At 40.6% G+C, this 25,338-nt stretch carries 25 protein-coding genes and 1 riboswitch; of the genes, 12 read left to right on the forward strand and 13 right to left on the reverse strand.

Annotated features, from left to right (window positions below; genetic code table 11):
* The 4 genes from metH to murQ form a co-directional block, all read right to left on the reverse strand.
* Positions 1 to 3,660 (reverse strand): methionine synthase, encoded by a 3,660-nt coding sequence (metH, locus tag AB669_RS13815; protein WP_047799888.1) that lies wholly within the window; start codon positions 3,658 to 3,660, stop codon positions 1 to 3.
* A gap of 163 nt (positions 3,661 to 3,823) precedes the next feature.
* A riboswitch (SAM riboswitch) is annotated at positions 3,824 to 3,929 on the reverse strand.
* 115 nt (positions 3,930 to 4,044) lie between these two features.
* Positions 4,045 to 4,788, reverse strand: coding sequence for a Bax inhibitor-1/YccA family protein (locus tag AB669_RS13820; protein WP_047799889.1), 744 nt, complete (start codon positions 4,786 to 4,788; stop codon positions 4,045 to 4,047).
* A 39-nt stretch (positions 4,789 to 4,827) separates the two neighbouring features.
* Positions 4,828 to 5,394 carry a hypothetical protein gene (locus AB669_RS13825; protein ID WP_047799890.1) on the reverse strand — a complete coding sequence of 189 codons (567 nt, stop codon included), beginning with the start codon at positions 5,392 to 5,394 and terminating at the stop codon, positions 4,828 to 4,830.
* A gap of 79 nt (positions 5,395 to 5,473) precedes the next feature.
* Positions 5,474 to 6,280: an N-acetylmuramic acid 6-phosphate etherase gene (murQ, locus tag AB669_RS13830; RefSeq protein ID WP_047799891.1), complete on the reverse strand. Its 807-nt coding sequence runs from the start codon at positions 6,278 to 6,280 to the stop codon at positions 5,474 to 5,476.
* 190 nt (positions 6,281 to 6,470) lie between these two features.
* Here murQ and AB669_RS13835 point away from each other — a divergent pair, with 190 nt between their 5' ends.
* From AB669_RS13835 to hisS, 3 genes are all read left to right on the forward strand, one after another.
* The gene (locus AB669_RS13835; RefSeq protein ID WP_047799892.1) at positions 6,471 to 8,078 is read left to right on the forward strand and encodes a S41 family peptidase; all 1,608 of its coding nucleotides are present in this window, start codon (positions 6,471 to 6,473) and stop codon (positions 8,076 to 8,078) included.
* Between the two features lie 182 nt (positions 8,079 to 8,260).
* Entirely contained in the window at positions 8,261 to 9,844 is a 1,584-nt protein-coding gene (locus AB669_RS13840) for a peptide chain release factor 3 (RefSeq protein ID WP_047799893.1), read from the forward strand.
* A 102-nt stretch (positions 9,845 to 9,946) separates the two neighbouring features.
* Entirely contained in the window at positions 9,947 to 11,338 is a 1,392-nt protein-coding gene (gene hisS / locus AB669_RS13845) for a histidine--tRNA ligase (protein WP_047799894.1), read from the forward strand.
* 28 nt (positions 11,339 to 11,366) lie between these two features.
* On the opposite strand, the gene AB669_RS13850 is transcribed toward hisS, so the two are convergent.
* From AB669_RS13850 to AB669_RS13870, 5 genes are all read right to left on the reverse strand, one after another.
* Positions 11,367 to 12,098 carry a class I SAM-dependent methyltransferase gene (locus AB669_RS13850; protein ID WP_047799895.1) on the reverse strand — a complete coding sequence of 244 codons (732 nt, stop codon included), beginning with the start codon at positions 12,096 to 12,098 and terminating at the stop codon, positions 11,367 to 11,369.
* 117 nt (positions 12,099 to 12,215) lie between these two features.
* The gene (locus AB669_RS13855) at positions 12,216 to 13,058 is read right to left on the reverse strand and encodes a GIN domain-containing protein (protein WP_047799896.1); all 843 of its coding nucleotides are present in this window, start codon (positions 13,056 to 13,058) and stop codon (positions 12,216 to 12,218) included.
* A gap of 3 nt (positions 13,059 to 13,061) precedes the next feature.
* The gene (locus tag AB669_RS13860; RefSeq protein WP_047799897.1) at positions 13,062 to 13,436 is read right to left on the reverse strand and encodes a GntR family transcriptional regulator; all 375 of its coding nucleotides are present in this window, start codon (positions 13,434 to 13,436) and stop codon (positions 13,062 to 13,064) included.
* Between the two features lie 17 nt (positions 13,437 to 13,453).
* Complete coding sequence (locus tag AB669_RS13865; RefSeq protein WP_047799898.1) at positions 13,454 to 14,278, reverse strand: hypothetical protein; 825 nt, start codon at positions 14,276 to 14,278, stop codon at positions 13,454 to 13,456.
* Between the two features lie 5 nt (positions 14,279 to 14,283).
* The gene (locus AB669_RS13870; RefSeq protein ID WP_047799899.1) at positions 14,284 to 15,111 is read right to left on the reverse strand and encodes an ATP-binding cassette domain-containing protein; all 828 of its coding nucleotides are present in this window, start codon (positions 15,109 to 15,111) and stop codon (positions 14,284 to 14,286) included.
* Between the two features lie 249 nt (positions 15,112 to 15,360).
* On the opposite strand from AB669_RS13870, the gene AB669_RS13875 reads away from it, so the two are divergent.
* Positions 15,361 to 16,425: an NADH:flavin oxidoreductase/NADH oxidase gene (locus AB669_RS13875; RefSeq protein WP_047799900.1), complete on the forward strand. Its 1,065-nt coding sequence runs from the start codon at positions 15,361 to 15,363 to the stop codon at positions 16,423 to 16,425.
* A gap of 97 nt (positions 16,426 to 16,522) precedes the next feature.
* Here the strand turns inward: AB669_RS13875 and xylA are convergent, their stop codons facing one another.
* Both xylA and AB669_RS13885 read right to left on the reverse strand, forming a co-directional pair.
* Positions 16,523 to 17,854 carry a xylose isomerase gene (gene xylA / locus AB669_RS13880; protein WP_047799901.1) on the reverse strand — a complete coding sequence of 444 codons (1,332 nt, stop codon included), beginning with the start codon at positions 17,852 to 17,854 and terminating at the stop codon, positions 16,523 to 16,525.
* Positions 17,855 to 17,870: 16 nt separating this feature from the next.
* Positions 17,871 to 19,352: a xylulokinase gene (locus AB669_RS13885; RefSeq protein WP_047799902.1), complete on the reverse strand. Its 1,482-nt coding sequence runs from the start codon at positions 19,350 to 19,352 to the stop codon at positions 17,871 to 17,873.
* Between the two features lie 125 nt (positions 19,353 to 19,477).
* On the opposite strand from AB669_RS13885, the gene AB669_RS13890 reads away from it, so the two are divergent.
* The 4 genes from AB669_RS13890 to AB669_RS13905 all read left to right on the forward strand — a co-directional run bounded on the left by AB669_RS13890 (position 19,478) and on the right by AB669_RS13905 (position 21,634).
* A complete protein-coding gene (locus tag AB669_RS13890; protein WP_047799903.1) occupies positions 19,478 to 19,813 on the forward strand; it encodes a tRNA-binding protein in 336 nt (111 codons plus the stop codon).
* A gap of 64 nt (positions 19,814 to 19,877) precedes the next feature.
* On the forward strand, positions 19,878 to 20,345 hold the full coding sequence (locus AB669_RS13895; protein ID WP_047799904.1) for a nucleoside deaminase: 468 nt from the start codon (positions 19,878 to 19,880) through the stop codon (positions 20,343 to 20,345).
* A gap of 127 nt (positions 20,346 to 20,472) precedes the next feature.
* Entirely contained in the window at positions 20,473 to 21,081 is a 609-nt protein-coding gene (locus tag AB669_RS13900) for a superoxide dismutase (protein ID WP_047799905.1), read from the forward strand.
* A gap of 94 nt (positions 21,082 to 21,175) precedes the next feature.
* Entirely contained in the window at positions 21,176 to 21,634 is a 459-nt protein-coding gene (locus AB669_RS13905; RefSeq protein ID WP_047799906.1) for a hypothetical protein, read from the forward strand.
* A gap of 2 nt (positions 21,635 to 21,636) precedes the next feature.
* Here the strand turns inward: AB669_RS13905 and AB669_RS13910 are convergent, their stop codons facing one another.
* A complete protein-coding gene (locus AB669_RS13910; RefSeq protein WP_047799907.1) occupies positions 21,637 to 22,569 on the reverse strand; it encodes a hydrogen peroxide-inducible genes activator in 933 nt (310 codons plus the stop codon).
* Between the two features lie 162 nt (positions 22,570 to 22,731).
* Between AB669_RS13910 and trmB the strand changes: the two genes are divergently transcribed.
* Genes trmB through AB669_RS13930 form a run of 4 tightly spaced genes read left to right on the forward strand, consistent with a single transcriptional unit; the run spans position 22,732 to position 24,661 of the window.
* Positions 22,732 to 23,382, forward strand: a complete 651-nt coding sequence (gene trmB, locus AB669_RS13915) for a tRNA (guanosine(46)-N7)-methyltransferase TrmB (protein ID WP_047799908.1) — start codon at positions 22,732 to 22,734, stop codon at positions 23,380 to 23,382.
* Positions 23,382 to 23,720 (forward strand): MGMT family protein, encoded by a 339-nt coding sequence (locus tag AB669_RS13920; protein WP_047799909.1) that lies wholly within the window; start codon positions 23,382 to 23,384, stop codon positions 23,718 to 23,720. The genes trmB and AB669_RS13920 overlap by 1 nt, the downstream gene beginning before the upstream one ends.
* 43 nt (positions 23,721 to 23,763) lie before the next feature.
* On the forward strand, positions 23,764 to 24,105 hold the full coding sequence (locus tag AB669_RS13925) for a carboxymuconolactone decarboxylase family protein (protein WP_047799910.1): 342 nt from the start codon (positions 23,764 to 23,766) through the stop codon (positions 24,103 to 24,105).
* The gene (locus AB669_RS13930; protein WP_047799911.1) at positions 24,098 to 24,661 is read left to right on the forward strand and encodes a DNA-3-methyladenine glycosylase I; all 564 of its coding nucleotides are present in this window, start codon (positions 24,098 to 24,100) and stop codon (positions 24,659 to 24,661) included. The genes AB669_RS13925 and AB669_RS13930 overlap by 8 nt, the downstream gene beginning before the upstream one ends.
* On the opposite strand, the gene AB669_RS13935 is transcribed toward AB669_RS13930, so the two are convergent.
* Complete coding sequence (locus AB669_RS13935; protein WP_047799912.1) at positions 24,658 to 25,332, reverse strand: hypothetical protein; 675 nt, start codon at positions 25,330 to 25,332, stop codon at positions 24,658 to 24,660. The genes AB669_RS13930 and AB669_RS13935 overlap by 4 nt on opposite strands.
* Positions 25,333 to 25,338 lie beyond the last annotated feature (6 nt).

A 25,338-nucleotide genomic window follows, 5' to 3' on the forward strand; every position in this document is an offset into this window, starting at 1 on the left:
TTAATATGCTAGGTTCGGACTTAGCCACCGCTCTACTTCTTCTACCGACATTTCTTTACGGGTAGCATAATCTTCAATCTGATCTTTGGTTATTTTGCCTAAACCGAAGTACCTGGATTCGGGATGGGCAAAATAGAAACCACTTACTGCTGCGGTGGGGTACATGGCATAACTTTCGGTTAAGCGTAGTCCGATTTCTTTCTCTGCATCGAGCAAGGTAAACAGGGTTCCTTTTTCGGTATGTTCCGGACAGGCCGGATAACCAGGAGCCGGACGGATACCTGCGTATTCTTCCTTAATCAGTTCCTGGTTACTCAGGTGTTCATCCTTCGCATATCCCCAGTATTCTTTACGCACGCGCTCGTGCATTCTTTCAGCAAAAGCCTCTGCTAAACGATCGGCAAGGGCTTTTGCCATGATGCTGTTATAATCATCGTGGTTAGCTTCAAATTCTTCTACCAGCGCATCAATTCCAATGCCCGCAGTAACTGCAAAGCCTCCAAAGTAATCCTGAATCCCGCTCTCTTTTGGTGCGATAAAATCAGAGAGTGCGTAATAAGGCTGTCCATCTACTTTTTCTGCCTGCTGACGAAGCGTGTGAATGGTAGTTTCCACACTTCCGGTTTTTAATTCAATGTCATCGCCAACACTGTTTGCCGGCCAGAAGCCGATTACTCCTTTTGCGGTAAGCAATTTTTCATCGAGGATACGTTTAAGTAAAGTTTGGGCATCATCAAAAAGCTTCCTGGCCTCATCTCCCACGTTTTTATCATCGAAAATTTTCGGGTAGCTGCCACGAAGTTCCCAGGTGTGGAAAAATGGTGTCCAGTCAATATAAGGAACGAGTTCTTCCAAAGGATAATCGTCGAAAACTTTGGTACCAGTAAACTCAGGAACTGGTAGTTGCTGTTCAAAGTTAATTTTGAACTTGTTCTCACGCGCTTCGGCTATGGTTTTGAAGCGTTTATCCGAGCGTTTATTTAAATGTGCTTCGCGGGCTTTTTCATATTCAGCTTTGATTCCGGCTACGTATTCGGCTTTTGTATCCGGATTCATCAGGGTACTGCATACGGTTACACTTCTGGATGCATCCAGCACGTGAATAGCAGGGCCTGAATAGTTTGGTGCTACTTTAACGGCGGCATGAATACGTGATGTGGTAGCGCCTCCGAGAATTAACGGAATGGTAAAGCCTTCCCGCTCCATTTCTTTGGCAAAGTGAACCATTTCATCCAGTGAAGGAGTAATTAAACCACTCAAACCGATAATATCAGCATTGATTTCCTTTGCCTTTTTAATGATGTCTTGTGCGGGCACCATTACACCCATATCTATAATTTCGAAGTTATTACAAGCCAGTACTACCCCAACAATGTTTTTTCCAATGTCGTGTACATCGCCTTTTACGGTTGCCATTAAAACCCTTCCGGCAGAAGAGCTTTGATTTTGATCTGGGTTATCCAGTTTTTCCTGCTCTATAAAAGGCAAAAGGTAGGCTACCGCTTTTTTCATTACCCTTGCGGATTTCACCACCTGGGGTAAGAACATTTTTCCGGCACCGAATAAATCTCCGACAATATTCATCCCGTCCATTAACGGGCCTTCAATTACCTGAATTGGGCGGGTATATTTCTGACGGGCTTCTTCAACGTCATCATCGAGGTATTCTACGAGGCCTTTAACCAGTGAGTGGGATAACCTTTCTTCTACGGTCCCTTTTCTCCATTCTTCGTCCTTTACAATTTCTTTGCCTTTTGATTTAACTGTATCGGCATATTCTACCAAACGTTCAGTTGCATCGTCTCTGCGGTTAAGCAGTACATCCTCTACCCGTTCCAATAGTTCGGGTGGGATTTCCTGATAAACTTCAAGCATACCTGCATTTACAATTCCCATGTCCAGTCCGGCCTGAATGGCGTGGTAAAGGAAAGCGGAGTGCATGGCTTCGCGGACAACATTGTTTCCCCTGAAAGAGAAGGATATGTTCGAAACTCCACCGCTTACCTTGGCATGAGGCAGGTTTTGTTTAATCCAGCGGGTGGCATTTATAAAGTCAACTGCATAGTTGTTATGTTCTTCTAAACCTGTTGCAACGGTTAAGATATTCGGGTCAAAAATGATGTCTTCTGGCGGGAAGCCAATTTCGCTAACCAGAATATCATAGCTGCGCTTGCAGATTTCTATTCTGCGTTCGTAGTTGTCGGCCTGACCTTGTTCATCAAAAGCCATGACCACTACTGCAGCACCGTATTTCATGATTTTCTGCGCGCTTTCTCGGAATTTCTCTTCACCTTCCTTTAATGAAATGGAGTTTACAATTCCTTTGCCCTGCAAACATTTCAGCCCGTTTTCGATTACCGTCCATTTGGAGGAATCGACCATGATCGGCAGTTTAGCGATGTCAGGTTCAGAGGCGATCAGGTTAAGGAACTTGGTCATCGCCGCTTCTGAATCCAACATCCCTTCATCCATGTTTACGTCGATTACCTGGGCGCCACCTTCAACCTGTTGTAAGGCAACAGCAAGGGCCGCTTCATAATCACCGCCTAAAATGAGTTTTGAAAACTTTGGTGATCCGGTGATATTGGTTCTCTCGCCTACGTTTACAAAAATGCTGTCTGGCTTGATGGTAACCGGCTCCAGACCGCTGAGGCGCATCACGGGTTCAATTACAGGAAGTTTCCTGGGTTGTGCTTTTTGTGCATTTTTAGCGATGCAGCCAATATGATCGGGTGTAGTGCCACAGCAACCGCCTACGATGTTGACAAACCCGGAGGTAATGAAATCGTCTACCAGGTGTGCTGTTTCATGTGGCTGCTCATCATAAGCCCCAAATTCGTTTGGCAAACCGGCATTAGGATAGGCGGAAACATAGCAACCTGCCTTATTTGCAAGTTCTTCAATATGCGGACGCATTTCTTTAGCGCCAAGCGCACAGTTAAAACCAATGCTTAATGGTTTTGCATGCATTACTGAATTGAGGAATGCTTCGGCAGTTTGACCTGATAAAGTTCTTCCTGAGGCATCGGTAATGGTTCCGGAAATCATAATTTCCAGTTTCCGGCCGATGATTTCTTCATATTTTTTAATGGCAACAATGGCCACTTTTGCGTTTAAAGTATCGAAAATAGTTTCGATTAACAGTACGTCAGAACCTCCGTCTACCAGTCCGCGAACCTGCTCATAGTAGGCTGCTTCGAGTTCATCGAAATAAATGGCCCTGTAACCCGGGTCGTTTACATTTGGCGACATGGACAGGGTACGGTTGGTTGGGCCGATTGCACCGGCAACGAAACATTTGCGGTCGGGATTGGCGGCCATAAATTCGCTGGTTGCCTCTTTGGCGATACGGGCACCTTCGTAACTGAGTTCATATGAAAGGTCTTCCATCTGGTAATCGGCCATGGAAATTCTTTGTGTACTGAATGTGTTGGTTTCGATAATGTCGGCACCAGCACGTAAGTATTCAAGATGTATCGCTTTAATAATATCCGGACGGGTAATGTTGAGCAAGTCGTTATTGCCTTTTACATCGCATGGATGATTTTGAAACCGTTCCCCTCTAAAATCCTCTTCTGTTAATGTATAGCGCTGAATCATGGTGCCCATTGCCCCATCGATTACCAGAATACGCTTTTCTAATTCTTCTCTAATGTTCATTGTTTTATAGTAGCAAGTAGCTGGTATCGGGTGTCAGGACTAACTGACGAACGACCTAACTGCAGATATTGGGCAAAAAATATAAGACAAACCTGTCTTGATACTTTATACCTGATATTCAAAATGCTTATTCAAAAAGTTGGCCCGGGAATCGTCCTTCCTAAACTTATCTGTCCCCGATTAAAACCGGGATAGAATTTAGCACCTTGTGTGGACACAGGTTGCTAAGACTTCGTTGGGTCTAATCCCTCCGTCTTTCTTAATAAGCGTACAAAAATGCAACAAAGCGGCATCATTTCCAAAATTTATTGAATACTAGCCAAATAAAATTACAAAGGCCATGCAAATCTGCACGGCCTTTAGAATATTGTTTTGTTGGCGAGCTTATTTTCTGCTTCCGAAAATTCTTAATAAGAACAGGAAGATGTTAATAAAGTCAAGGTATAAGTTTAATGCGGCCATTATGGCTAATTTTTTGGTATCGGAAGAAGGGATTGCTTCACCACTTTGTTCAAGGCCCATTCCGATCTGCTTGATTTTCTGAACGTCGTATGCAGTTAATGCAGTGAAAACTGCAACACCCACAAATGCCATAATCAAACTGAACTGTTCGCTTCTGATAAATAGATTAGCTATCCCGGCAATAAACAAGCCTGCAACACCTACCATCAGGATTGGACCGAATTTAGTTAAATCAACCTCCGTGGTATACCCCAATACTGCCATAATTCCGAAAATTACCGCAGCAGCTCCAAAGCATGAGATAACAGATGTGCCTGTGTAAACCAATAGAATAAAGCTTAAGCTCACACCCAGCAAAACTGAGAATAAGGCGAAAACACCCAGTAAAGCGCCATAAGATAAGCGGCTAAAGCCCGCTCCCATCAATAAAACTAAACCAAGGGGAGCAAACATCGCTACAAACCCTAAAGCCGTTCTCTGACCGGTTTCAAAGTTAATCAGTAATCTTAATGCGCTTTCTGTATTTGAAATGTAGAACGCGGAAAGTGTTGATAAAACCAACGCCACAAACATCCATAAGAAAACATTAGCAAAGAATTTTTTTGAAACAGATTTCTCCTGAACGAAAACGCTGTTGTCCTGATATTGATAATTTTGTTGTTCCATTTTGTTTTATGTGTATTTAAACAGTATAAAGTTAATATTTTAGTTTAATCTTTTTGTCAGCAATTCTTCAACTTTCTTGAAGAACTGAAGTGGTTTTAGTGTTCGCCATGGCATATTATTCAAGGCTCCGCCAAAGTTAATATAATAATCGATGCTATTATCCCGGAACTCTGCAATGACATGGTCCTGAAAGTTTATCCCAACAATCCAGCCATCTTCCACTTCCTGAAACCACTCTTCGTAATAGCTGTCATCTGAGGCATGGAAGTTTAACACATTCTCCCCGATCAGGATGAATTTATTAATACCTTCATCCATCATCAGTTCCAGTATGTCGCGCTTTAAAAGCATGATGTCGTTATTGATGGCGTCATTCCATTCCCCAATAAATTCGATAATGGCGTACGCCCTGTCGTAATCGGCATACAGCACTTTCATGTACAGTGTGTTCGATCCGAATTCGTCCCACTGCGGGTGAAGCAGAAAGTTGTAAATCTGTTTATCGAAATGAAACTCAGAATATTCAGTATTGTAAAAAGGCGAACGTTCATCTTCGGCGGAGATATAGTCATCTCTCCATTGGTAATAAGGCTCTATCTCGTGCATGTTTCGAATTATTGAATGATTGAATTTTGAGTGAGTGAATGTTTAAGTTTCAATTCAATCATCCTTTTTCACTCATTTCCTAGAGTTGTCCGGCTTCTACAGCTTTTCTAACACTTCCATATTTATTTAAAAGATCAGCGGCTTCGTTGTAATCAATATTTAATTCATCAGCTACCATTTGCGTTCCGCGATCAACCAGTTTATGGTTTGTTAACTGCATATCGACCATTTTATTGCCAACCACACGGCCAAGCTGGACCATAACCGTAGTACTCAGCATGTTTAAAACGAGTTTTTGTGCTGTGCCTGATTTCATTCTTGTTGAGCCGGTGATAAATTCAGGTCCTACAACCACTTCTACAGGGAAGTCAGATTCTGCTGCAATAGGTCCGCCGGTATTGCACACAATGCAACCCGTTAAAATACCATTCTTTCTTGCTGTATTTAGACCACCAATTACATATGGGGTAGTTCCTGAGGCAGCTAATCCTACAAGGCAATCTTTATCATTAATGCCAAATTCCTGAAGATCTTTCCAGGCTTGTTCAGCATCATCTTCGGCAAATTCGACAGCTTTCCTGATCGCCGAATCACCTCCTGCAATAATACCAACTACCCAGTCGAATGGAACGCCATAAGTTGGAGGACATTCAGAAGCATCGACAACACCTAAACGACCACTCGTTCCGGCTCCTATGTAAAAGAGGCGGCCACCTTTTTTCATTTTATCGGCTACAGCGGTAGTCAGTTTTTCTATTTGAGGCAAAGATTTTTCAACGGCATAAGCTACCGTTTTATCTTCGTTATTAATGCCCTGCAATACTTCCAAAACCGACATTTTATCGATGTGGTTATAGTTAGATTCCTGCTCGGTAACTCTGTTCATAAATTTAATTTTGATAAAATTCGGTAAATTCTTTCTAAAACTGTGCTTAAAAATTCAAAAATATGTAGTTGCTAATTCTACTAATGTAAGGGGTGGGTTAATTTATATTAAAAATTATAAACAAAAGGTGTGAAAATGCGGTTAAAAAATATATCAAGCCGCTTATTTTCATAAATTTGCAGTAGCGCCAATGAAAAAGAATACCCGTACGAACATACTGATTGCCTTAAGCTATTCTGTGATTTTAATAGTGGGCATGGTATTGGGTATCAAATTCATTAAGGATCAGGGTTTCGGTGTAAAAAGGAGTCCGCAGCTGGCCAGTAACACCGATGGTAAGCTTGATGAAATTCTTCACATCATCAACAAAAATTATGTTGACGATATCAACACCGATTCTCTTCAGAATTTGCCAATCGATAGTGTTTTACATCAGTTAGATCCGCATAGCGTTTATCTTCCTCCATCAGATGCCCAGGATATGACCGACAATCTGGAGGGGAATTTTGAAGGTGTAGGGATCGAGTACTATATGCTTAACGATACCATGATGGTCACAGGTGTGGTGAAAGATGGCCCGGCTTTTCAGGCTGGAATTAAACTGGGGGATAAAATTCTAAGCATAGACAGCACAATAGTAAGCGGAAGGAATTTGCCAAAGGAACAACTTTCGGGACGCTTCAGAGGCAGGGCTGGAAGTGGTGTTGGGGTAACATTAATTCATAATGGTACACAGACCCCTAGCCGGTTGATGGTTACCAGGGGTAAGGTGAATATTAGTAGTATTGATGCTGCTTATATGATCAATGCTGAAACAGGTTATGTTCGCATCAGTAAGTTTGGGGCAAATACAGATAGTGATTTTTCTACAGCAGCCAATAACCTCAAGGCAAAGGGCATGAAAAAACTTATCCTTGATTTACGGGATAATGGAGGAGGATACTTTTCTGCAGCAACGGGCTTAGCAGATCAGTTTTTGCCTGAAAACAAGCTAATTGTTTATACCCAGGGTAAGCATGAGCCACGTACGGATTATTTCTCTACCGGTAATGGTGCTTTTCAAAATGGAAAACTTGCGATTCTGATTAATGAAAATACGGCCTCCGCAAGTGAAATTGTTGCCGGAGCGATTCAGGATTTAGGAAGGGGTATTATTGTTGGGCGCCGGTCTTTCGGAAAAGGGCTTGTTCAGGAGCAGTTTTCTTTCGGAGATGGTTCGGCATTAAACTTAACCATTGCACGTTATTACACCCCTTCAGGAAAGAGTATTCAGAAATCATATAAAAAGGGCTATGATGCTTACAAACATGAGCTGGATGAACGCATGATGGACGGTGAGCTAACCGGCGACCGGACTTCTTTTCAGGATTCGGTTGAAAAGACGGAAGGTGTAACTGTTCAACAGAGCAGGAAAGTTAAAATAAGTGGCGGCATTCAGCCTGATGTTTTTGTTAAGCTTGATACCACAGGATACAATAAGTTTTATGCCAGTCTGGTGAGTAAAAAAATCCTTTCAGATTACGTATTTAATGTGTTAACCAATAAGTACAGCGCCAGTTTTGTGGAGCAGAATATTAATATCTTCACGATTAATGATAATGATTTTAAAGATTTTATCGGTTTTATTCAGCGCAAAAATGTGCCAATAGACCGGTACCAGTTGTATAGTGCGCGTAACATCATCCTTAATGATTTGAAGGCCTTGCTTTGCCGTTATTACCTGGGTGATGTAGGCTATTATAAAGCTGCGAATTTAAATGATAGTGCAGTAAGGCAAGCGCTTAATAACTTGCAGTAGGCTATTCAGAGTTTAGTGATGCCGGATTATTCCTGACTTAAAAGGATTTAAAAACCTGTGGTCCTTGTTGTTCATCGATTTTCTTATCTTTGCAGCCTGATGAAACAAAATTATCCAAATCTTATTGCTGTTAAGTTCCTTTAACAAGGTTTCATCGCCCCTTCTTACCCAAAATTTAATTTATGCTTAACCCAGAAATAGAAAAACGTAAAACCTTTGCCATTATTAGTCACCCCGATGCCGGGAAAACCACGCTTACTGAGAAGTTTCTTCTTTTTGGAGGAGCGATCAATACGGCCGGTGCGGTAAAACGTAACAAAGCGAATCAGAGCAATACTTCCGATTTTATGGAGATCGAGCGCCAGCGTGGTATCTCGGTTGCAACATCCGTAATGGGTTTTGAATATAGTGGCAAACGTATTAACATTCTGGATACACCAGGCCACAAGGATTTCGCTGAAGATACCTACAGAACCTTATCGGCCGTGGATAGTGTAATTCTGGTGGTGGATTGCGTGAAGGGTGTGGAGGAACAGACAGAGAAACTCATGTCTGTTTGCCGCATGCGTAACACCCCGGTGATTATTTTTATCAATAAAATGGACCGGGAGGGTAAGGAAGCTTACGACTTACTGGACGAAATTGAGGAAAAGCTGAACATTAGCTTATGTCCGCTTTCGTGGCCCATTGGTCAGGGGCATACATTTAAGGGCGTTTACAGCATTTATAACAAACACTTAAATCTGTTTAATTCTGATAAAACCAAAGTTACCGATTCGGTTGTTGCGGCAAGTGATTTAAATGATTCTTCTTTACTGAATTATTTAAAGGATAGCGAAATCAGTACACTTAAAGATGATGTTGAATTGGTTAACGGCATTTATGGAGAAATTGATAAGGATTTATATACTGACGGATTGGTAGCGCCTGTATTTTTTGGAAGTGCCATTAATAACTTCGGTATAAAAGAGTTGTTGGATACTTTCATCGACATTGCTCCTAGTCCGAGACACCGTGAGGCGGAAGAGCGTGATGTGTTAGTTGAGGAAAAGAATTTTAGTGGATTTGTATTTAAAATTCACGCGAATCTTGATCCTAAGCACCGTGACAGAATTGCCTTCCTGAGGATTTGTTCCGGGAAGTTTGAGCGGAATAAATTTTACTACCATACCCGGCAAGATAAAAAACTGAAGTTTGCCAACCCCATGGACTTTATGGCAAATGAAAAAAGCATTGTAGATGAAGCCTGGCCAGGAGATGTGGTTGGTCTGTATGACAGTGGTAACTTCAAAATCGGTGATACCTTAACTGAGGGTGAAAAGCTGCAGTTCAAAGGTATTCCAAGTTTTTCTCCATCTATTTTTAAGGAAGTGGAAAATATGGATCCGATGCGTACCAAGCAGTTGGAAAAAGGAATAGAGCAATTAACAGACGAAGGTGTTGCACAATTATTTGTAATGCAACCGGGAAACAGAAAAGTGATCGGAGCGGTTGGAGAGCTTCAGTTTGAGGTTATCAATTTCCGTTTAGAACACGAATATGGTGCAAAATGTCGCTTCCGCACATTAAGCTACACCCGTTCGAGCTGGGTAACTTCTGGCGACAGAAAAAAACTTGAGGAGTTTGTTAAACGTAAGCAACAACATATCGGCTTTGATAAGGAAGATAACCCGGTTTATCTGGCAGATAGCGAATACATGATTAATTTAACTAAACAGGATTACCCGGATATCGATTTCCATAAGACGAGTGAATTCAAGAACTAGTTTTCAATTTATATCAGCCCCGCAATGCGGGGCTTTTTTTATATATTAAAATGTATAGGGGGCACTACTTCATAAACCTTACATTTTCGTACTTTTGCGGCTATGTCAGTTATTAAACCCTCATTAGCAAAAGGTACACGCGATTTTACTCCTGTAGAAATGGTAAAACGCAATTTTATCTATGATACCATTAAAACGGTTTTCAGGAAGTATGGATATGCAGAAATTCAGACACCAAGCTTTGAAAATCTGTCTACCTTAACAGGTAAGTATGGTGATGAGGGCGATAAACTGATCTTCAAAATTCTGAACAGCGGGGAGTATTTGAAAGATCCTAAAAAGAAGGCCTTCGACTTTTCAGAGGAGGATAACAGCAATAAATTGATCCCGTTGATATCTGAGAAAGCATTGCGTTATGACCTGACCGTTCCTTTTGCGCGTTATGTTGTGATGCACCAAAGTGAAATTACCCTTCCTTTCAAGCGCTTTCAGGTTCAGCCGGTTTGGAGAGCCGACCGTCCGCAAAAGGGAAGGTATCGTGAGTTTTATCAATGTGATGTGGATGTTGTAGGCTCGGAAAGTTTATTGAACGAAGCTGAATTTATACTCATCTACAATGAGGCATTGGCAAAACTGGGCCTTAAGGATTTCACGGTTAAGATTAATAATAGAAAAATTCTATCAGGTATAGCTGAGATTATAGGCAAACCTGATTTAATTATAGACATGACTGTATCCATCGATAAACTTGATAAAATCGGTTTAGATGGAGTAAGTAAGGAGCTTTTGGAGCGTGGTTTTACAGAAGACGATCTGGAAAAACTTCGTCCGGTGATTTTGCTTGAAGGCAGTAATGAGGAAAAGCTTGCAAGTTTGAAGGAAGTTTTAGCTTCATCTGAAACAGGCTTAAAAGGTATCGGGGAAATTGAAAGTGTGTTCGACTATGTGGATAGTCTTATTGCCTATGGTTTGCCGCTTACCGCGAAGTTGGAGCTGGATATTACGCTGGCAAGGGGCTTGAATTATTATACAGGCTGTATTTTTGAAGTGAAAACGAACGAAGTTGCCATGGGTAGCATTGGCGGCGGCGGGCGCTATGATGATTTAACCGGAATGTTTGGCCTTAAAGATTTGACGGGTGTGGGTGTTTCTTTTGGAGCAGACCGGATTTACGATGTACTGGAAGAACTAAACCTTTTTCCCTCCTCCGCAGAGATCGGTACAAAAGTGCTGATCAGTAACTTCGATGCTGAAGCAGAAAAGTATGCTTTACCTATACTACAACAGTTAAGGAGTGCCGGTATTGCTACCGAATTGTATCCATCATCGGCCAAGTTAAAAAAACAGATGGCTTACGCTGATGCCAAAAATATTCCATTTGTGATTCTGATCGGTGGTGATGAAATGGCCAACGGTGAATTGACTGTAAAGAATATGCAAAGTGGTGAGCAGCATAAGATGAGTGTATTAGCTATACTCGATTTGCTAAAATAGGCTTGAGCTGAAGGGACGTTTTGTTCCCTTATTTACCAATTCTAAGTAGTATCGGGAAATGAACATCTTTTACCGCGTCATTTCCCCAGGCTTCTTTTAGTTCTGTAAACATATATTCCAAAGGATTCCGTTCGTTAGCCTTTTTGTAGTGCTGTAAGGCAGACCAGGTATTCAAGTAGCCTATCAGCTGATTGAAAGTCCAGGAGGTTTTGATTTGAAAATGTGGAGCGGTAATTTCTTCAAAAGGAAAGGGGATAGTTTTATAATTTTCTTCTATGTAGCGGCGTTCTGTGTCCCAGTATTTTCCGAGGATATCCTGATATAATTTATGAACAGATTTATCAACTTTTTTATCTATAAACATCAGTCCATAGCCAATTACAGCCAATATACCATCGGGCTTAAGTGTGCGTTTTACCTCTGAATAAAAAGCATCAAAATTAAACCAGTGTATGGCCTGAGCGACTGTGATGAGGTCGAAACTTTGATCAGGAACCTGCGTTTGATCGGAGGACTCCACCTGATAGGTAATATTGGGTAGTTTCAATGCCTGGCCCAGTTGTTTTTCACTGATATCTGTTGCGTAAACGTTCTCAAACTCCTGAGCAAGAATTCTGGCTACCTGGCCGTTTCCCGTTGCACAATCCCAGGCAGCACTTTTGCCCTTTACCAAAGAAAAGAGATAATCATAAAGTTCCTGCGGATAGGTTGGACGGTATATAGCATAGTCTGCAGCCTGTGTAGAAAAATTATCTTTCATATCTAATGTGTGTATAAGTGAACGATAGCCATATCATATCTATAATAATAACAATATTAAGAAATTTGTGTTTTAAGGGACGAAGAAGATAGCATACAATTGCATGCTATCTTTTACTTATTTTATAAGTAATTGTTTTAAATATTTATTTGGCATCTGGATTTTGGTGTCATCAGATATTTTTCCCGTAATCACATCTATTTTCATATTTTTCAATATTACATCTGCGGTATCTGCTGTATTAAGCTTAAGATTCTTGATGTGATATGTGTCTCCAATTGAATCATCGCCGTTAATCTCAATTTTTGAATTTTTCAAACAATTGATCGAAAGATTTTCAAAAGAGTGGGCATTAACTTGAAAGGTTGACTTATTCAGGTTTATATGAAGGTTGTTGATTTTAGTATCGTTGATAGACGAAATAACTTCCCCTTTATTATTGAAATTAGTGATCGCTCCCCCAAGGGTAAGGTTGCCTGTGTTATTTGCATTGACCGTTAAGGAGTCAATCAATTCCGTTGTTAATTCAAATAAAAATGCATTACTAATATCTAATGTTTCAAATGTGGGCGAGTAAATGACTATGTCCAAAGGCCGCCCCGTACTAAAGTTTTCTAAAATAGATATGTTTAATACGCCATTCGTCACTTCGAAAGTGATTCGGTCTTTTGCGTAGCTGGGAATCTTTATACCCGTAGAAGTTGATTTTGTAAGGTGTAAACTAATAAAAAGATTCCGGGCATCAGAAAAATTGACTTTTTTAAATGGCACCTTAATTCCCATGGCTACTCTTCCTGAAGATTTTTGATCAAATGATTCATTGTTTATTTGTTGTCGTTCAAGGTAGGTACTTGGTGGTGCCGGTTGATAATAAAGTTTTACGGTTACAGCCGTTACTAGTATCGGTATGATTATCATTAGCAAGCCGAGGGTGATCAATAGTTTATTACTTGTTTTCATAATTTAGGCGTTAAAGTTTTCTTTTATAAATGCATCATATCTGCTTTTTAGGTCGTTAAAATCTACTTGCAGGAGATACATATTTCTAAACAAAACAGGAAGGTCATCACTTATGAATTGAACTTTTCGGAAGTTTTTAACTTCTGTTATGGCATTGGGAGATACGAAAAAGCCAACCCCCCTTCTGTTTTGAATGATGTTTTTTTGCTGAAGTAGCTCATATGTACGCATCACGGTATTTGGGTTAACCTCTAGAGTTACTGCCATTTCTCTAACCGAAGGCATTTTTTCTTCAGATTTCCATTTTTGTAGGAGAATATGCTCACAAACATAGTCCGATATCTGTAGGTATATTGCCTTATTGTCTCTGAATTCCATATCAATTGGGATAAATTTTATGCTTCTTTCTCTCGTAAACGGATATATGTGATTCCCCAGAAGGCAAAGGTGAGAATCATCGTAATGATGAATATTGCAGGAAAAATCTGGTCTTTACCAATAATTATATCTCCTTTAACATTGATCATGTTTTTTGTCATCCAATCAGTTATCTTATACACAATGTAGCAAATCAACCATCCAAAACTTACAATCGATACAGCTGTTTTGATATAGTGAAAACGCTTGAAATAAATTGAACCCAGAAGGAATACACTGGTAAGGAGCATCGGTACAAATACAAACCCCCAAAATTCTTCGAAATCAATTTCCATTGTAATTGAGTTTACTATGAAAGTGCTAAAATGTGTTCTCTGCCCCTCAATAGTAGTGTTATAATTAAAATTATAGTTTCTGGAAATGGATTCCATATACTTGCAAAAAGATAGATCCACAAGGTAAAAAATGATGATATAGCTAAGGGTACTTAATATAGCAGTATAGAAAACACCAGATAAAAACTTTTCGAAAGTTGAAGATGGCAGCATCAGATCAACAATTGCACGCTCTTTTCTGCCCAGGCTTGCAAAGTAAGTACTGGCCTCAATAGTAACGAAAAGAAAACCGACGAAAGCAAATACCAGGTATCTGAAATCCATATTAAGTGTTCCATTGTTATTCATCCTTGGAATACCTTCATAAAACGTTGGTAGGTTAAACCAGTAAAATCCAACTAATACTGCGGTCAGCACCACAAGGCTGATCAGGTAAATATTACCAATGTCTAGCCATTGCCTTCTTAATAAAAGTCCGAATCTTTTTATGTTAAAAGTATTGTTCATCACATTTAGTTGAAATAGGGTTTAAATTTATTTTTATCAGATAATATGGCATTAAACAATAGTTCAATATCCAGTCTGCTTTCTTCTTGGTGGTAATTCGGCATTACTGCGCTATAACCGGATAGTGATTGTTCAGCGTACAGGATGGAATTATCTAAATCTTTAACCCTTTTGAAGGTCAGTTTTTGCGTAATTTCTTCAACAGATGCATTTAATGCAATGTCATTCTCGTCCAGCATGATTACCGTATCGATTAGGTTATCCAAATCTCTAACCTGATGGGTCGAAATAATAATGCAACGGTCGTCCGTTAATGCAGAAGCCATTACCTTTCTAAATTGTGCTTTCGAAGGAATATCCAAACCATTCGTGGGTTCATCCATAATTACAAGTTTAGCCTGTGTTGCTAAACCAAAAGCAATCACAAACTTTTTCTTCTGACCATAACTCATATTGATCAGCCTATCCTGAGTTGGCACCCCAAATTCTTTAATCAGTTCATCAAAATATTTATAATTAAAGTTTTTATAAAATGGGGCATTGGCTTTAACAAAGCCGCTAATCTTTACGGACGGCAAGTAAAACTCTTCCGGAATAAAGCAAATTTGTTCCAATAGCGATGGATGACGTTTTTTAGGATCCAGGCCTAGAACGCTTAACTTTCCACTTTCTGCATAAACCAAACCAGCGAGGTTTTTTAATAAACTGGATTTACCAGCACCATTTTTACCTAACAGGCCATAAATTTGCCCTGCGCTGAGCTGTAGATTCAGGTTCTTAAATAGGATTTTTCTCTTGCTGTAACCAAAATTAAGATTGTTAATTTGTATCATATCTACTGTATTAGTTAAATAATACACTAATGTATGAGGAAATAATATGATCACCAAGTTTTTATGAAAAAATCAGTCCTATTTTATAAGCCCTTTGTAAAATCTAAGTCTAATATTAGTTGCATTGAAACTTCCTTCGATAGTGGATTGTATGTTTGTAAGTAATTCACATTGCGTTTTATCAACACTGCTTTCTTACCTGCCATATAATAGTTATGCGGTATATAAAATCATTAAACAATAAATCATATGTCAAAATTATTCTCTCCTTTTAAGATTAAGGATGTAACCTTGAAAAACAGGATTGTTATTTCACCAATGTGTCAATACTCTGCTGTTGATGGTTTTGCAAACGACTGGCATCTTGTACACCTGGGAAGTCGTGCCGTGGGCGGTGCTGCTTTAATTATACAGGAGGCAACAGCCGTGTTGCCTAATGGCAGAATCACGCATGCAGATTTAGGAATCTGGAAAGATGAACACGTCGATAAGTATAAACAGATTGTTTCATTTATTCATGACAATGGCGCAATTGCCGGTATTCAGCTGGCACATGCGGGCAGAAAAGCAAGTTGCGATTTACCGTGGAATGGTGGTGAGCAATTAACAGAAGGCGAAAACAGCTGGGAAACCATCGGCCCTTCTCCTATTGCCTTTAAGAGCGGCCAGAAGGCGCCACATGAATTGAGCATTTCTGAAATTCAGGATGTCGTTTTTGCATTTCGGGCGGCTGCAAAGCGTGCTGTAGATGCCGGTTACAAAGTGGTGGAGATTCACGCCGCACACGGCTATTTATTACACGAATTTTTTAGTCCGCTGAGTAACACCCGGACCGATATTTATGGAGTTAGTTTTGAAAACCGCATCCGGTTAGTCATCGACGTGGTAGAGGCTGTTCAGTCGGTTTGGCCGGAGAACTTGCCGCTGTTTGTGCGCATTTCTGCAACAGACTGGACAGAGAATGGCTGGAATGAAAATGATTCCCTGCAACTGGCCGCTGTATTGAAAGATAAGGGGGTTGATTTGATTGATACCTCATCAGGTGGCAATGTTGCTGATGCCTTTATTCCGGCAGGGCCAAACTATCAGGTACCATTTGCAGATAAAATCAGAAATGAGGTTGGCATTTACACCGGAGCTGTCGGCATCATTGTAGAAGCTCAGCAAGCTGAGGATATTTTACAGCAGGATAAAGCCGACTTGATATTTATTGCCCGGGAATCCCTACGTGATGCTTATTTTCCAACCCACGCCGCACAAGTATTGGGAGATGATACGGAGTGGCCAAATCAATATGTAAGGGCGAAAAGATAAACCTTCAAAAAAGGTTAACGTTGGACTATAACAAAAATGGTTCATCTGATGGTACTGGTAATGAGTCAGCAGGCATCAGATGAACCATTAATATATTCTAGATATACCTGTTGATCAGATTCTCCAGATATTCCTGTTTACCACTTCGAACTTCCGGTTCACCGTTTTCGGCTGCATAGTTGCGCAGGTCTTCTAAAGTCAACTGCCCCTGTTCAAACGCGGCTCCCTTACCACTATCAAAAGACGCATAGCGATCAGTCCGGGTTTTTTTGTAATCAGACTTTTGCAGAATGGCATCTGCAGTAATTAATGCCCTTGCGAAAATGTCCATTCCACCTACATGAGCATGAAATAAATCTGCAGGATCAGTTGAATTCCGGCGGATTTTAGCATCAAAATTTACTCCGCCACCCTGTAAGCCGCCACCTTCTAAAATGATTAGCATCGACTCTGTCAATTCATTGATGTCGTTTGGAAACTGATCTGTATCCCAGCCATTCTGATAGTCTCCGCGATTGGCATCGATTGAGCCTAACAAACCGTTATCAACAGCAACCTGCAATTCATGCTGAAAGGTGTGGCCGGCGAGTGTAGCATGGTTTACTTCTAAATTGAGTTTGAAGTCGTTCAGCAGATCGTATTGCTGTAAAAAGCCTTTAACTGTTGCAGCATCATAATCATACTGATGTTTAGATGGCTCGCAAGGTTTAGGTTCAATAAAAAATGTTCCTTTGAAACCCTGTTTACGAGCATAGTCTTTAGCGGTATGTAGAAATTGCGCCAAATGCTCCTGCTCCCGCTTCATATTGGTATTGAGCAGGCTCATGTAGCCTTCTCTTCCACCCCAGAAAACATAATTCTCTCCGCCAAGTGCTATGGTGGCATCCAGTGCCGATTTAACCTGTGCCGCGCCATGCGCAAGTACGTGGAAGTCGGGATTTGTTGCCGCCCCGTTCATGTAGCGTTTGTGGCTAAACAAATTTGCAGTTCCCCAAAGCAATTTAACACCGCTTTCTGCCTGCTTTTGTTTGGCATATTCTACCAGGCTTTGTAATCGCTGCTCATTTTCAGCAACATTATTCCCATAGTCTACCACATCCACATCGTGAAAACAATAATAGGGCAATTGCATTTTAGTGATAAACTCGAAAGCAGCATCCATTTTATCTTTAGCCCTCTCAATTACATCTTTCTTTTCATCCCATGGAAATACATGTGTTGCGCCTCCAAATGGGTCGCCGCCATTTCCATTAAAAGAATGCCAGTAGGCGCAGGCAAACTTGAAGTGTTCGCTCATTGTTTTTCCTCCAACAATGCGGTTGGCATCATACCATCGGAAAGCAAGTGGATTATCACTTTCCAGGCCTTCATATTTTATTTGGTCAATACCTTTAAAAAACTCTCTTTCGCCAGTGATTACTTTTGTCATGTGATTTTATGTGGTTCTAGTTTGCTAATGCTTTTTCTAATATTACTTTCCAGGCCTGATAAACTTCCTCGTAGGCATCAGTATTCTCCGGTGCGATTGATTGAATCATTTGCTGATGAACGAAAGCTTCCTCAGTCGTTTTGAATATGCCGGCACCTATTCCCGCACCCAGAGCGGCGCCAACGCTTCCGTCGTTTTCATAAAGCTCCACTGGAATTCCGGTCACGTCTACAAAGGTTTGTACAAACAAGTCGCTTAAAAATAAGTTGGATTTCCCTGCACGGATCACCTGAGGTTTCATGCCGTTTTCACGCATAATGTCCAGACCGTAACGAAATGAAAAAGCAATGCCTTCCTGTACTGCCCTGAATATTTCAGCCTGACCATGCAAATTTAAATCGATTCCAAGGATTTGTGCGCCGGTATACTTGTTGTTCAACATTCTTTCTGCACCATTTCCAAAAGGGAGTACCGTTAGTCCCTTGCTTCCTATTTTAGCGGTTGCTGCCAGGGCATTCAATTCAGTATAGCTTTTATCTGGTGCAAAGGTATTTCTGGCCCAGCGATACATACTGCCGGTACCGTTAATACAAAGCAGTATTCCGGTATGTTTCTGCTTATTGGTATAGGTTACGTGTGCAAAAGTATTTACCCGCGACTGCTTGTCATACGCCAGACCTTCGCTTACGCCGTAAATGACTCCTGAAGTACCGGCGGTTGCAGCGACTTCTCCGGGTTTTAAAACATTTAATGATAAGGCGTTGTTGGGTTGATCTCCCGATTTATAGGAAACGGGTATACCTGGTGTTAAACCCAGCTTTTCGGCTATTTCTTCCTGAACGTAGCCATGGGCTGAAAATAGTGGACTAACATGGGGGATGAGGTGTTCCGCAAAACCATAATTTTGCATCACCTTCTTCGATATTTCATCTTTTTTAAAATCCCAGAAAATGCCTTCAGATAATGCAGAGACACTGGTTGTAATTTCTCCTGTAAGTTTCATCGCAATGAAATCTCCGGGTAACATAATTTTTTCAATGCTTTGATAAATATCGGGTTCGTTTTGCTTTACCCAGGCCAGCTTGGAAGCGGTAAAGTTTCCGGGGGAATTAAGTAACGATGACAATGCTTTTTCATGCCCGATTTCATCAAATGCTTTCTTTCCAATTTCTACGGCCCGGCTATCACACCATATGATACTGTCGCGAAGTACGTTTTGATCTTTATCGACTACCACAAGACCATGCATTTGGTACGCAATGCCTATGGCAGCAATTTCTTTCGGATCGAACTGTTGCGCTGACTTAAGTTTTAAAATAGCCTCCTGGGTATGGAACCACCAGTCGGCCGGCGACTGTTCTGCCCAACCCGTTTTTAGGGATTTAATTCCTGTTTCTTCGTCGGGATACTGAACAGACGCTATACACTTTTGATCAAGTGTTCGGACTACTGAAACTTTTATGGAGGACGTGCCTATATCAATGCCTAATAAAAACATTTTTGATGGGTATATCTGGTTATGCAAACGGTTGCATAAATGTAAAGGATAAATGATGAATAGCAAAATTTTTTAACGGCTTAATAGTTTTTCATAGTTTTAGCCCGATTAAATCAATTGAACGAATGGAAGAAATTAATTGGAGCGACTTTGAAAAGGTAGAATTAAGGGTTGGAACGATTATCGGGGCTTTTGAATTTCCTGAAGCCAGGAGGCCAGCATACAAGCTGCAGGTAGATTTTGGAGAATTTGGCATCAAGACAAGCAGTGCACAAATTACAAAACATTATACCCTTGATGAGCTTAAAGGGCGCCAGATTGTAGGTGTGGTGAACTTTCCTAAAAAACAGATTGGTAAGTTTATGTCTGAGTTTCTGGTTACGGGTTTTGCTGACGAAAATGGCGATATCGTGCTGACTACTGTTGAGCGTGAAGTGCCGAACGGCAGCAAATTGATATAGCGGCAGGTTGCTACTGGAGGGTGGATTTGTTTTGATTGCAGAGAACTTTAACCATCTTTGTTTCATGAGTTTTTACAATTTCGAAAATACAGATCCTGAAGAAGAGGATATCCATTATATGAAGCTAGCCCTTGAAGAGGCTAAGAAGGCTTTAGCGGAAGATGAAATTCCGATTGGGGCAATTGTGGTGAGTAAAAACAGGATTATTGGCCGGGGTTTTAATTTAACCGAAAAGTTTAATGATGTTACGGCACATGCAGAAATGCAGGCCTTTACATCAGCGGCACAAACCATAGGAGGTAAATACCTTAAAGATTGTACTTTATATGTTACTGTTGAGCCTTGTGTGATGTGTGCCGGTGCAAGTTACTGGACACAGATTGGCAGAATTGTATACGGAGCAAGGGAAGAAAAGCGTGGTTTCATCTCAAAGGGCGCGAGTTTACTGCATCCGAAAACAGTTTTAAAGGGCGGGGTGCTGGCTGCTGCATGCGCTGAAATGATGAAAAACTTCTTTGCTAAAAAGAGATAGCCTGCTATTGGTTGCTCTGCAATGGCTTCAGGGCAAAAAACCATTTGATGATAATAACATGAACAAATCTTAACCTACGAATGTTATATTTGCTCTAGAAACATTTTAAAAATTAAAACATAAAACTATGGCTTTTGAATTACCTGCGTTACACTACGCAACCGATGCACTAGAACCGCATATTGATAAAACTACCATGGAAATCCACCATGACAAACATCACCAGGCTTATGTTACCAACCTGAACAAAGCTGTTGAAGGTAAAGCTGAGGCTAGTTTGAGCATCGAAGAAATCGTAAAAAATATCTCTAAATATCCTGCTGCAGTTAGAAACAATGGTGGTGGTCATTATAACCACTCTTTGTTCTGGAACATTTTAGGTCCGAACAAAGGCGGTGAGCCAACCGGCGATTTAGCTAAAGCAATCAATGAAACTTTCGGTTCGTTTGCAGAATTAAAAACTAAATTACAGGAAGCTGGCGCTACACGTTTCGGTTCTGGCTGGGCATGGTTATCAGTTGGTGCAGACAAAAAACTTCAGGTTTCTTCTACTCCAAACCAGGACAATCCATTAATGGATGTTGCTGAAGTAAAAGGTACACCAATTTTCGGTATCGATGTTTGGGAGCATGCTTATTACTTAAAATATCAGAATAAACGCCCTGATTATTTAGCGGCTATCTGGAATGTGGTAAACTGGGATGCTGTTGCTGAACTTTATAAAAAAGCTTTATAAGCGATATTCCAATATCATAAGAAAGTCCCGGTGTAAATCGGGACTTTCTTGTTTTAGGATTATTAGTTAACTTTGCGTAATTAAACTATTCAAAATGAAGCGGGTTATATTTTTATTCTTAATGATGGTTGGACTAGGTGTTGCTGCAAATGCACAGCAGAATAAAATGCCAACTCCGGATGAAATTGCAAAAAAAAACGTAGAGGATTTAGATAAAAGATTAAAGCTCAATGATACCCAGAAAAGCGTAATCTATCGCTATACTTATGAGCAGGCAAAAGAACAGGCTGAGATGATCAAAAGACAACAGGCTGGTACTTCACGTGAAGAAGATGTGGATAAATTTTATAAACTGCAGAATGAGACCTCAAAAAACATCCGCGGGGTGTTAAAAGGCTCACAAACAACTGAGTATGATAAGATCATTGAAGAAAGGTTGAGTGGCAAATCTGCCAAGAATAAAAAGAAAAAGAAAAAAGGTGAGGAAGAAGAGGTAGAAAGCGATATCAAAGGATTGCTATCCGCTCCTCCACTCGAAAAGCAAAATCAGTAGGGTTAAACCCCTACGATGTCTTTCTTCTTTTTTTGTTTCATCGTTTTGGGAATGATGGCCAGGATTTCCTCTTTCAGCGCATTAAGCATTCTCTTTTTAATGAAGTTTTTATGCGTTACCAGGCTGATTTCACGTACAGGCTCAGGTGATTTAAAGTGACGGATTTTTGATGCCTGCTTTACATTAAGCTCGGCAATGGCCAGTTCTGGCAAAAGCGTAGCACCTCCATTCAGGTCGACCATCCTTACCAGTGTTTCTACACTTCCTGTATTATATTCCAAACCCTGCAATCTGTTGTTTCGGGTAGAACGGCAAATATTAAGCACCTGGTTGCGCATGCAATGGCCTTCGTTCAACAGCCATATATTTTCATCATTAAGGTCTTCTGCGTCTACTGCTTTCTTTTTGTAGAGTTTGCTGTTTTTACTGATGTAGCCGACAAATGTTTCATAATACATTGGGGTTTCGATGATGTTGGCATCAGTTAGCGGTGTAGCCAGTATTCCACAGTCCAATACACCCGTTTTTAAATGATGAATGATATCTTCTGTGGTATATTCCCAAATTAATAACTTCAGATCGGGATATTTTTCGAGCATAGCCGAAATTACTTCAGGCAGCAGATAAGGGGCAATGGTTGGTATAACGCCAATTTTAAGTTCTCCTAAAACATCCTGTTGCTGGCTGCTGATTAATTCTTTAACCTTTCCGCTTTCCTGCAGGATTATCCTTGCCTGAGCAATCACCTGGGAGCCTATTTCAGTAGGACTTACGGGCTGTTTGCTTCTGTCGAAGATTTTAACACTTAGTAATTCTTCAAGCTTCTGCACCTGCATGCTCAATGTAGGTTGGGTTACAAAGCATTTTTCTGCTGCTGTTACAAAACTTCGGTAAGTATCTACCGCAACAATATATTCAAGCTGAACAAGTGTCATATAGTCAAAATCAATTTAATATCCCAAATATATAAATTTAATTGATTTGTTTTTTGGCGGGTAGCAGAAGCGTTGTGCTTTCCGGGTGTTGCTGTTTATCCGGCAGTGTAAAAAAGGAAATTGCAATTAGGTATTAAATTGTAAATTTGTAAGAAAAAACTTTTGGGTAAAGATAAACTTAGGCGCTTTGCAGAAATAGAAACTTTTGCAAACGTGTATCAATTAGATCAAGGCAAGGCATTAAAAGGCGAATGGGCGTCAGAACACTTTAAAAACAATAATCCTGTCGTTTTAGAGCTGGCCTGTGGTAAGGGTGAGTATACTGTTAATCTGGCAACTTTGTTTCCGGATAAAAACTTTATCGGCATTGATTACAAAGGAAACAGAATATGGCGCGGTGCAAAAACCGCGATTGAGAAACACATCAATAATGTTGCTTTCCTGAGAATACAAATCGAGAACCTGCTCGATTATTTTGAAGATGGCGAAATCGATGAGATCTGGATTACCTTTCCTGATCCGCAGCCTCAGGATAGCAGAGAGAAAAAAAGACTTACTTTTCCTGCATTCTTAAACCGTTATAAAGCCGTTCTGAAAACAGGGGGACATGTAAATTTGAAAACAGATAATGATCAGCTTTACCAATACACTTGCGAGAAGGTAGCAGAATTGGGTTTTAAGATCCATAAAAATACAGATCATTTATATACGTCTGATCTGGTAGATAATGTACTTTCTATAAAAACTTATTACGAGAAAAAGTATTTATTACACGATAAGAATATTAATTACATTCAATTTTCATTTGATTAATGGATACCAGCTTTTACGAACAGGTTTATGAGATCGCACGTTTGATTCCAGTCGGGCGGGTAACATCTTATGGAGCTATTGCTAAAAGTTTAGGCGCAGCAAAGTCATCCAGAATGGTTGGTCATGCAATGGCTTACGCCGGAACGGCGCATCCTAAAGTTCCGGCACACCGGGTGGTAAACAGTAGCGGCCTTTTAACAGGGAAGTTTCATTTTGAAACGCCTGATACGATGGAAGCACTGTTGCTTAAGGAAGGCGTTGAAGTCAGGAATGATAAAGTGGTCAACTTTAAAAAAGTCTTCTGGGATCCGCTTCATGAGATAGATCAGGATCTTTAAGATTACACATTCAATAAGTCACTCACTCAATAATTAAATTTACATGGGCAAATTAGTAGAAGAATTTAACGGCTATCGGGAGAAAATGAACGATAGAATCATGGAGACCGCAAATACAAATATTAAACGGTTTTTTGCGCTGGATACCACTTCCTATGCAGACGGCGCTTTGGATGTAAAGACCAAAGAGATGCTGGGTTTAGTGGCTTCGATGGTGTTACGTTGTGATGATTGCATTAAGTACCATTTAGGCAAATGTTTGGATGCAGGTGTAAACAGCGATGAGATGAATGAAATTTTCATGATTGCTAATCTGGTTGGTGGCAGTATTGTTATTCCGCATTACAGACGGGCAGTGGAATATTGGGATGAGTTGAATGGATAATATCATTCGCTGCTCGTGGGCATCTTCAGATCCGCTTTACATTAAATACCATGATGAAGAGTGGGGAAAGGCGGTATACGATGATAAAACGTTGTTTGAGTTCCTGATTCTGGAAGGAGCCCAGGCGGGTTTGAGCTGGATCACTATTCTACGCAGGCGCGAAAATTATCGTAAGGCCTTTGCTGGTTTTGACGTAGAAAAAGTTGCCTTGTTTGATGATCAGGATGTTGAACGGTTAATGAAAGATGAGGGCATTATCCGCAACCGTTTAAAGGTGAACGGGGCAATCACAAATGCCAGGTTATTCCTTTCGATTCAACGAGAGTTCGGCAGTTTTTCTACCTATCTCTGGCAGTTTATGCCTCAGAACACGCCCATTCAGAATCAAATCAACCAGATGAGTGATGTGCCCGCAAGAACTGAGATATCAGATCAAATCAGTAAAGACATGAAAAAACGGGGTTTTAAGTTTTTCGGAACCACGATTTGCTATGCCTTTATGCAGGCAACCGGAATGGTCAATGATCACCTCCTTACCTGCTGTGCCAGATCCTAGTTGCTGTTATACGCTTTCACCAGGTTAATTACATCCCTGCTGTTGAATTCGGTACTGCTTTCGATAGTGGCTTTAAGCGCTGGTTTATCTCCCAGCTTTTGAATCAGAATAGCTTTTACACCAGCTTTTTTATCTTCGTCGGTAATGGCTTTCATCGGTACTTCCTGTAGCGGGCCTGTACCTGGTTTTTCGATAAAGTATCGGACTACGGACGCACCTGCCGGAGGTTCAGGAGCAGAATTTCTTCCGCCGCCGATGCTGATTCCACCGCCCATACCCATACCACCAAATCCACCTGTCCCGGTGCCTATACCTACTGACGGACTAAACCTCACCTTTTTTTGTTTGACTTGTGGTGTCAGCATTCCTCCGCCAAAAGCGTAAAGGTTTACCGTGCCCATTTCAATGACCTTCACAAACCGGTACTCAAAATTTTTGCCATTTGCAAAACCCTTGCTGAGGAAACTATTCCCATTCCAGAAGAAATTCTTTACATCCTTAGCCAGCAAAAATACATCCTTCTCATCGTTTTCACTGATGTACACCGAGTAGTAATCGGTACCCTTTATTGTTCCCCGGATTACTTCATCATTGTTTTTTACAACAAAATCCTGAGCAGAAAGCTTAATAAAGGAGATAAGTATAAAAATAGCGGAAAATATAAATTTCATAATCGT

Source organism: Pedobacter sp. BMA (genome assembly GCF_001027745.1).
In the GTDB taxonomy this organism is placed as follows: domain Bacteria; phylum Bacteroidota; class Bacteroidia; order Sphingobacteriales; family Sphingobacteriaceae; genus Pedobacter.

Coding starts and splice junctions, on each gene's coding strand:
- AB669_RS13855 (WP_047799896.1), bottom strand. CDS start 13,058: ATGAAAACAAGTAATAAACTATTGATCACCCTCGGCTTGCTAATGATA.
- AB669_RS13825 (WP_047799890.1), bottom strand. CDS start 5,394: ATGCACGAGATAGAGCCTTATTACCAATGGAGAGATGACTATATCTCC.
- AB669_RS13875 (WP_047799900.1), top strand. CDS start 15,361: ATGTCAAAATTATTCTCTCCTTTTAAGATTAAGGATGTAACCTTGAAA.
- AB669_RS13920 (WP_047799909.1), top strand. CDS start 23,382: ATGGATACCAGCTTTTACGAACAGGTTTATGAGATCGCACGTTTGATT.
- AB669_RS13820 (WP_047799889.1), bottom strand. CDS start 4,788: ATGGAACAACAAAATTATCAATATCAGGACAACAGCGTTTTCGTTCAG.
- AB669_RS13840 (WP_047799893.1), top strand. CDS start 8,261: ATGCTTAACCCAGAAATAGAAAAACGTAAAACCTTTGCCATTATTAGT.
- AB669_RS13865 (WP_047799898.1), bottom strand. CDS start 14,278: ATGAACAATACTTTTAACATAAAAAGATTCGGACTTTTATTAAGAAGG.
- AB669_RS13935 (WP_047799912.1), bottom strand. CDS start 25,332: ATGAAATTTATATTTTCCGCTATTTTTATACTTATCTCCTTTATTAAG.
- AB669_RS13895 (WP_047799904.1), top strand. CDS start 19,878: ATGAGTTTTTACAATTTCGAAAATACAGATCCTGAAGAAGAGGATATC.
- AB669_RS13835 (WP_047799892.1), top strand. CDS start 6,471: ATGAAAAAGAATACCCGTACGAACATACTGATTGCCTTAAGCTATTCT.
- AB669_RS13890 (WP_047799903.1), top strand. CDS start 19,478: ATGGAAGAAATTAATTGGAGCGACTTTGAAAAGGTAGAATTAAGGGTT.
- AB669_RS13900 (WP_047799905.1), top strand. CDS start 20,473: ATGGCTTTTGAATTACCTGCGTTACACTACGCAACCGATGCACTAGAA.
- AB669_RS13910 (WP_047799907.1), bottom strand. CDS start 22,569: ATGACACTTGTTCAGCTTGAATATATTGTTGCGGTAGATACTTACCGA.
- metH (WP_047799888.1), bottom strand. CDS start 3,660: ATGAACATTAGAGAAGAATTAGAAAAGCGTATTCTGGTAATCGATGGG.
- AB669_RS13905 (WP_047799906.1), top strand. CDS start 21,176: ATGAAGCGGGTTATATTTTTATTCTTAATGATGGTTGGACTAGGTGTT.
- AB669_RS13925 (WP_047799910.1), top strand. CDS start 23,764: ATGGGCAAATTAGTAGAAGAATTTAACGGCTATCGGGAGAAAATGAAC.
- xylA (WP_047799901.1), bottom strand. CDS start 17,854: ATGACAAAAGTAATCACTGGCGAAAGAGAGTTTTTTAAAGGTATTGAC.
- AB669_RS13850 (WP_047799895.1), bottom strand. CDS start 12,098: ATGAAAGATAATTTTTCTACACAGGCTGCAGACTATGCTATATACCGT.
- AB669_RS13930 (WP_047799911.1), top strand. CDS start 24,098: ATGGATAATATCATTCGCTGCTCGTGGGCATCTTCAGATCCGCTTTAC.
- murQ (WP_047799891.1), bottom strand. CDS start 6,280: ATGAACAGAGTTACCGAGCAGGAATCTAACTATAACCACATCGATAAA.
- hisS (WP_047799894.1), top strand. CDS start 9,947: ATGTCAGTTATTAAACCCTCATTAGCAAAAGGTACACGCGATTTTACT.
- AB669_RS13870 (WP_047799899.1), bottom strand. CDS start 15,111: ATGATACAAATTAACAATCTTAATTTTGGTTACAGCAAGAGAAAAATC.
- AB669_RS13885 (WP_047799902.1), bottom strand. CDS start 19,352: ATGTTTTTATTAGGCATTGATATAGGCACGTCCTCCATAAAAGTTTCA.
- AB669_RS13860 (WP_047799897.1), bottom strand. CDS start 13,436: ATGGAATTCAGAGACAATAAGGCAATATACCTACAGATATCGGACTAT.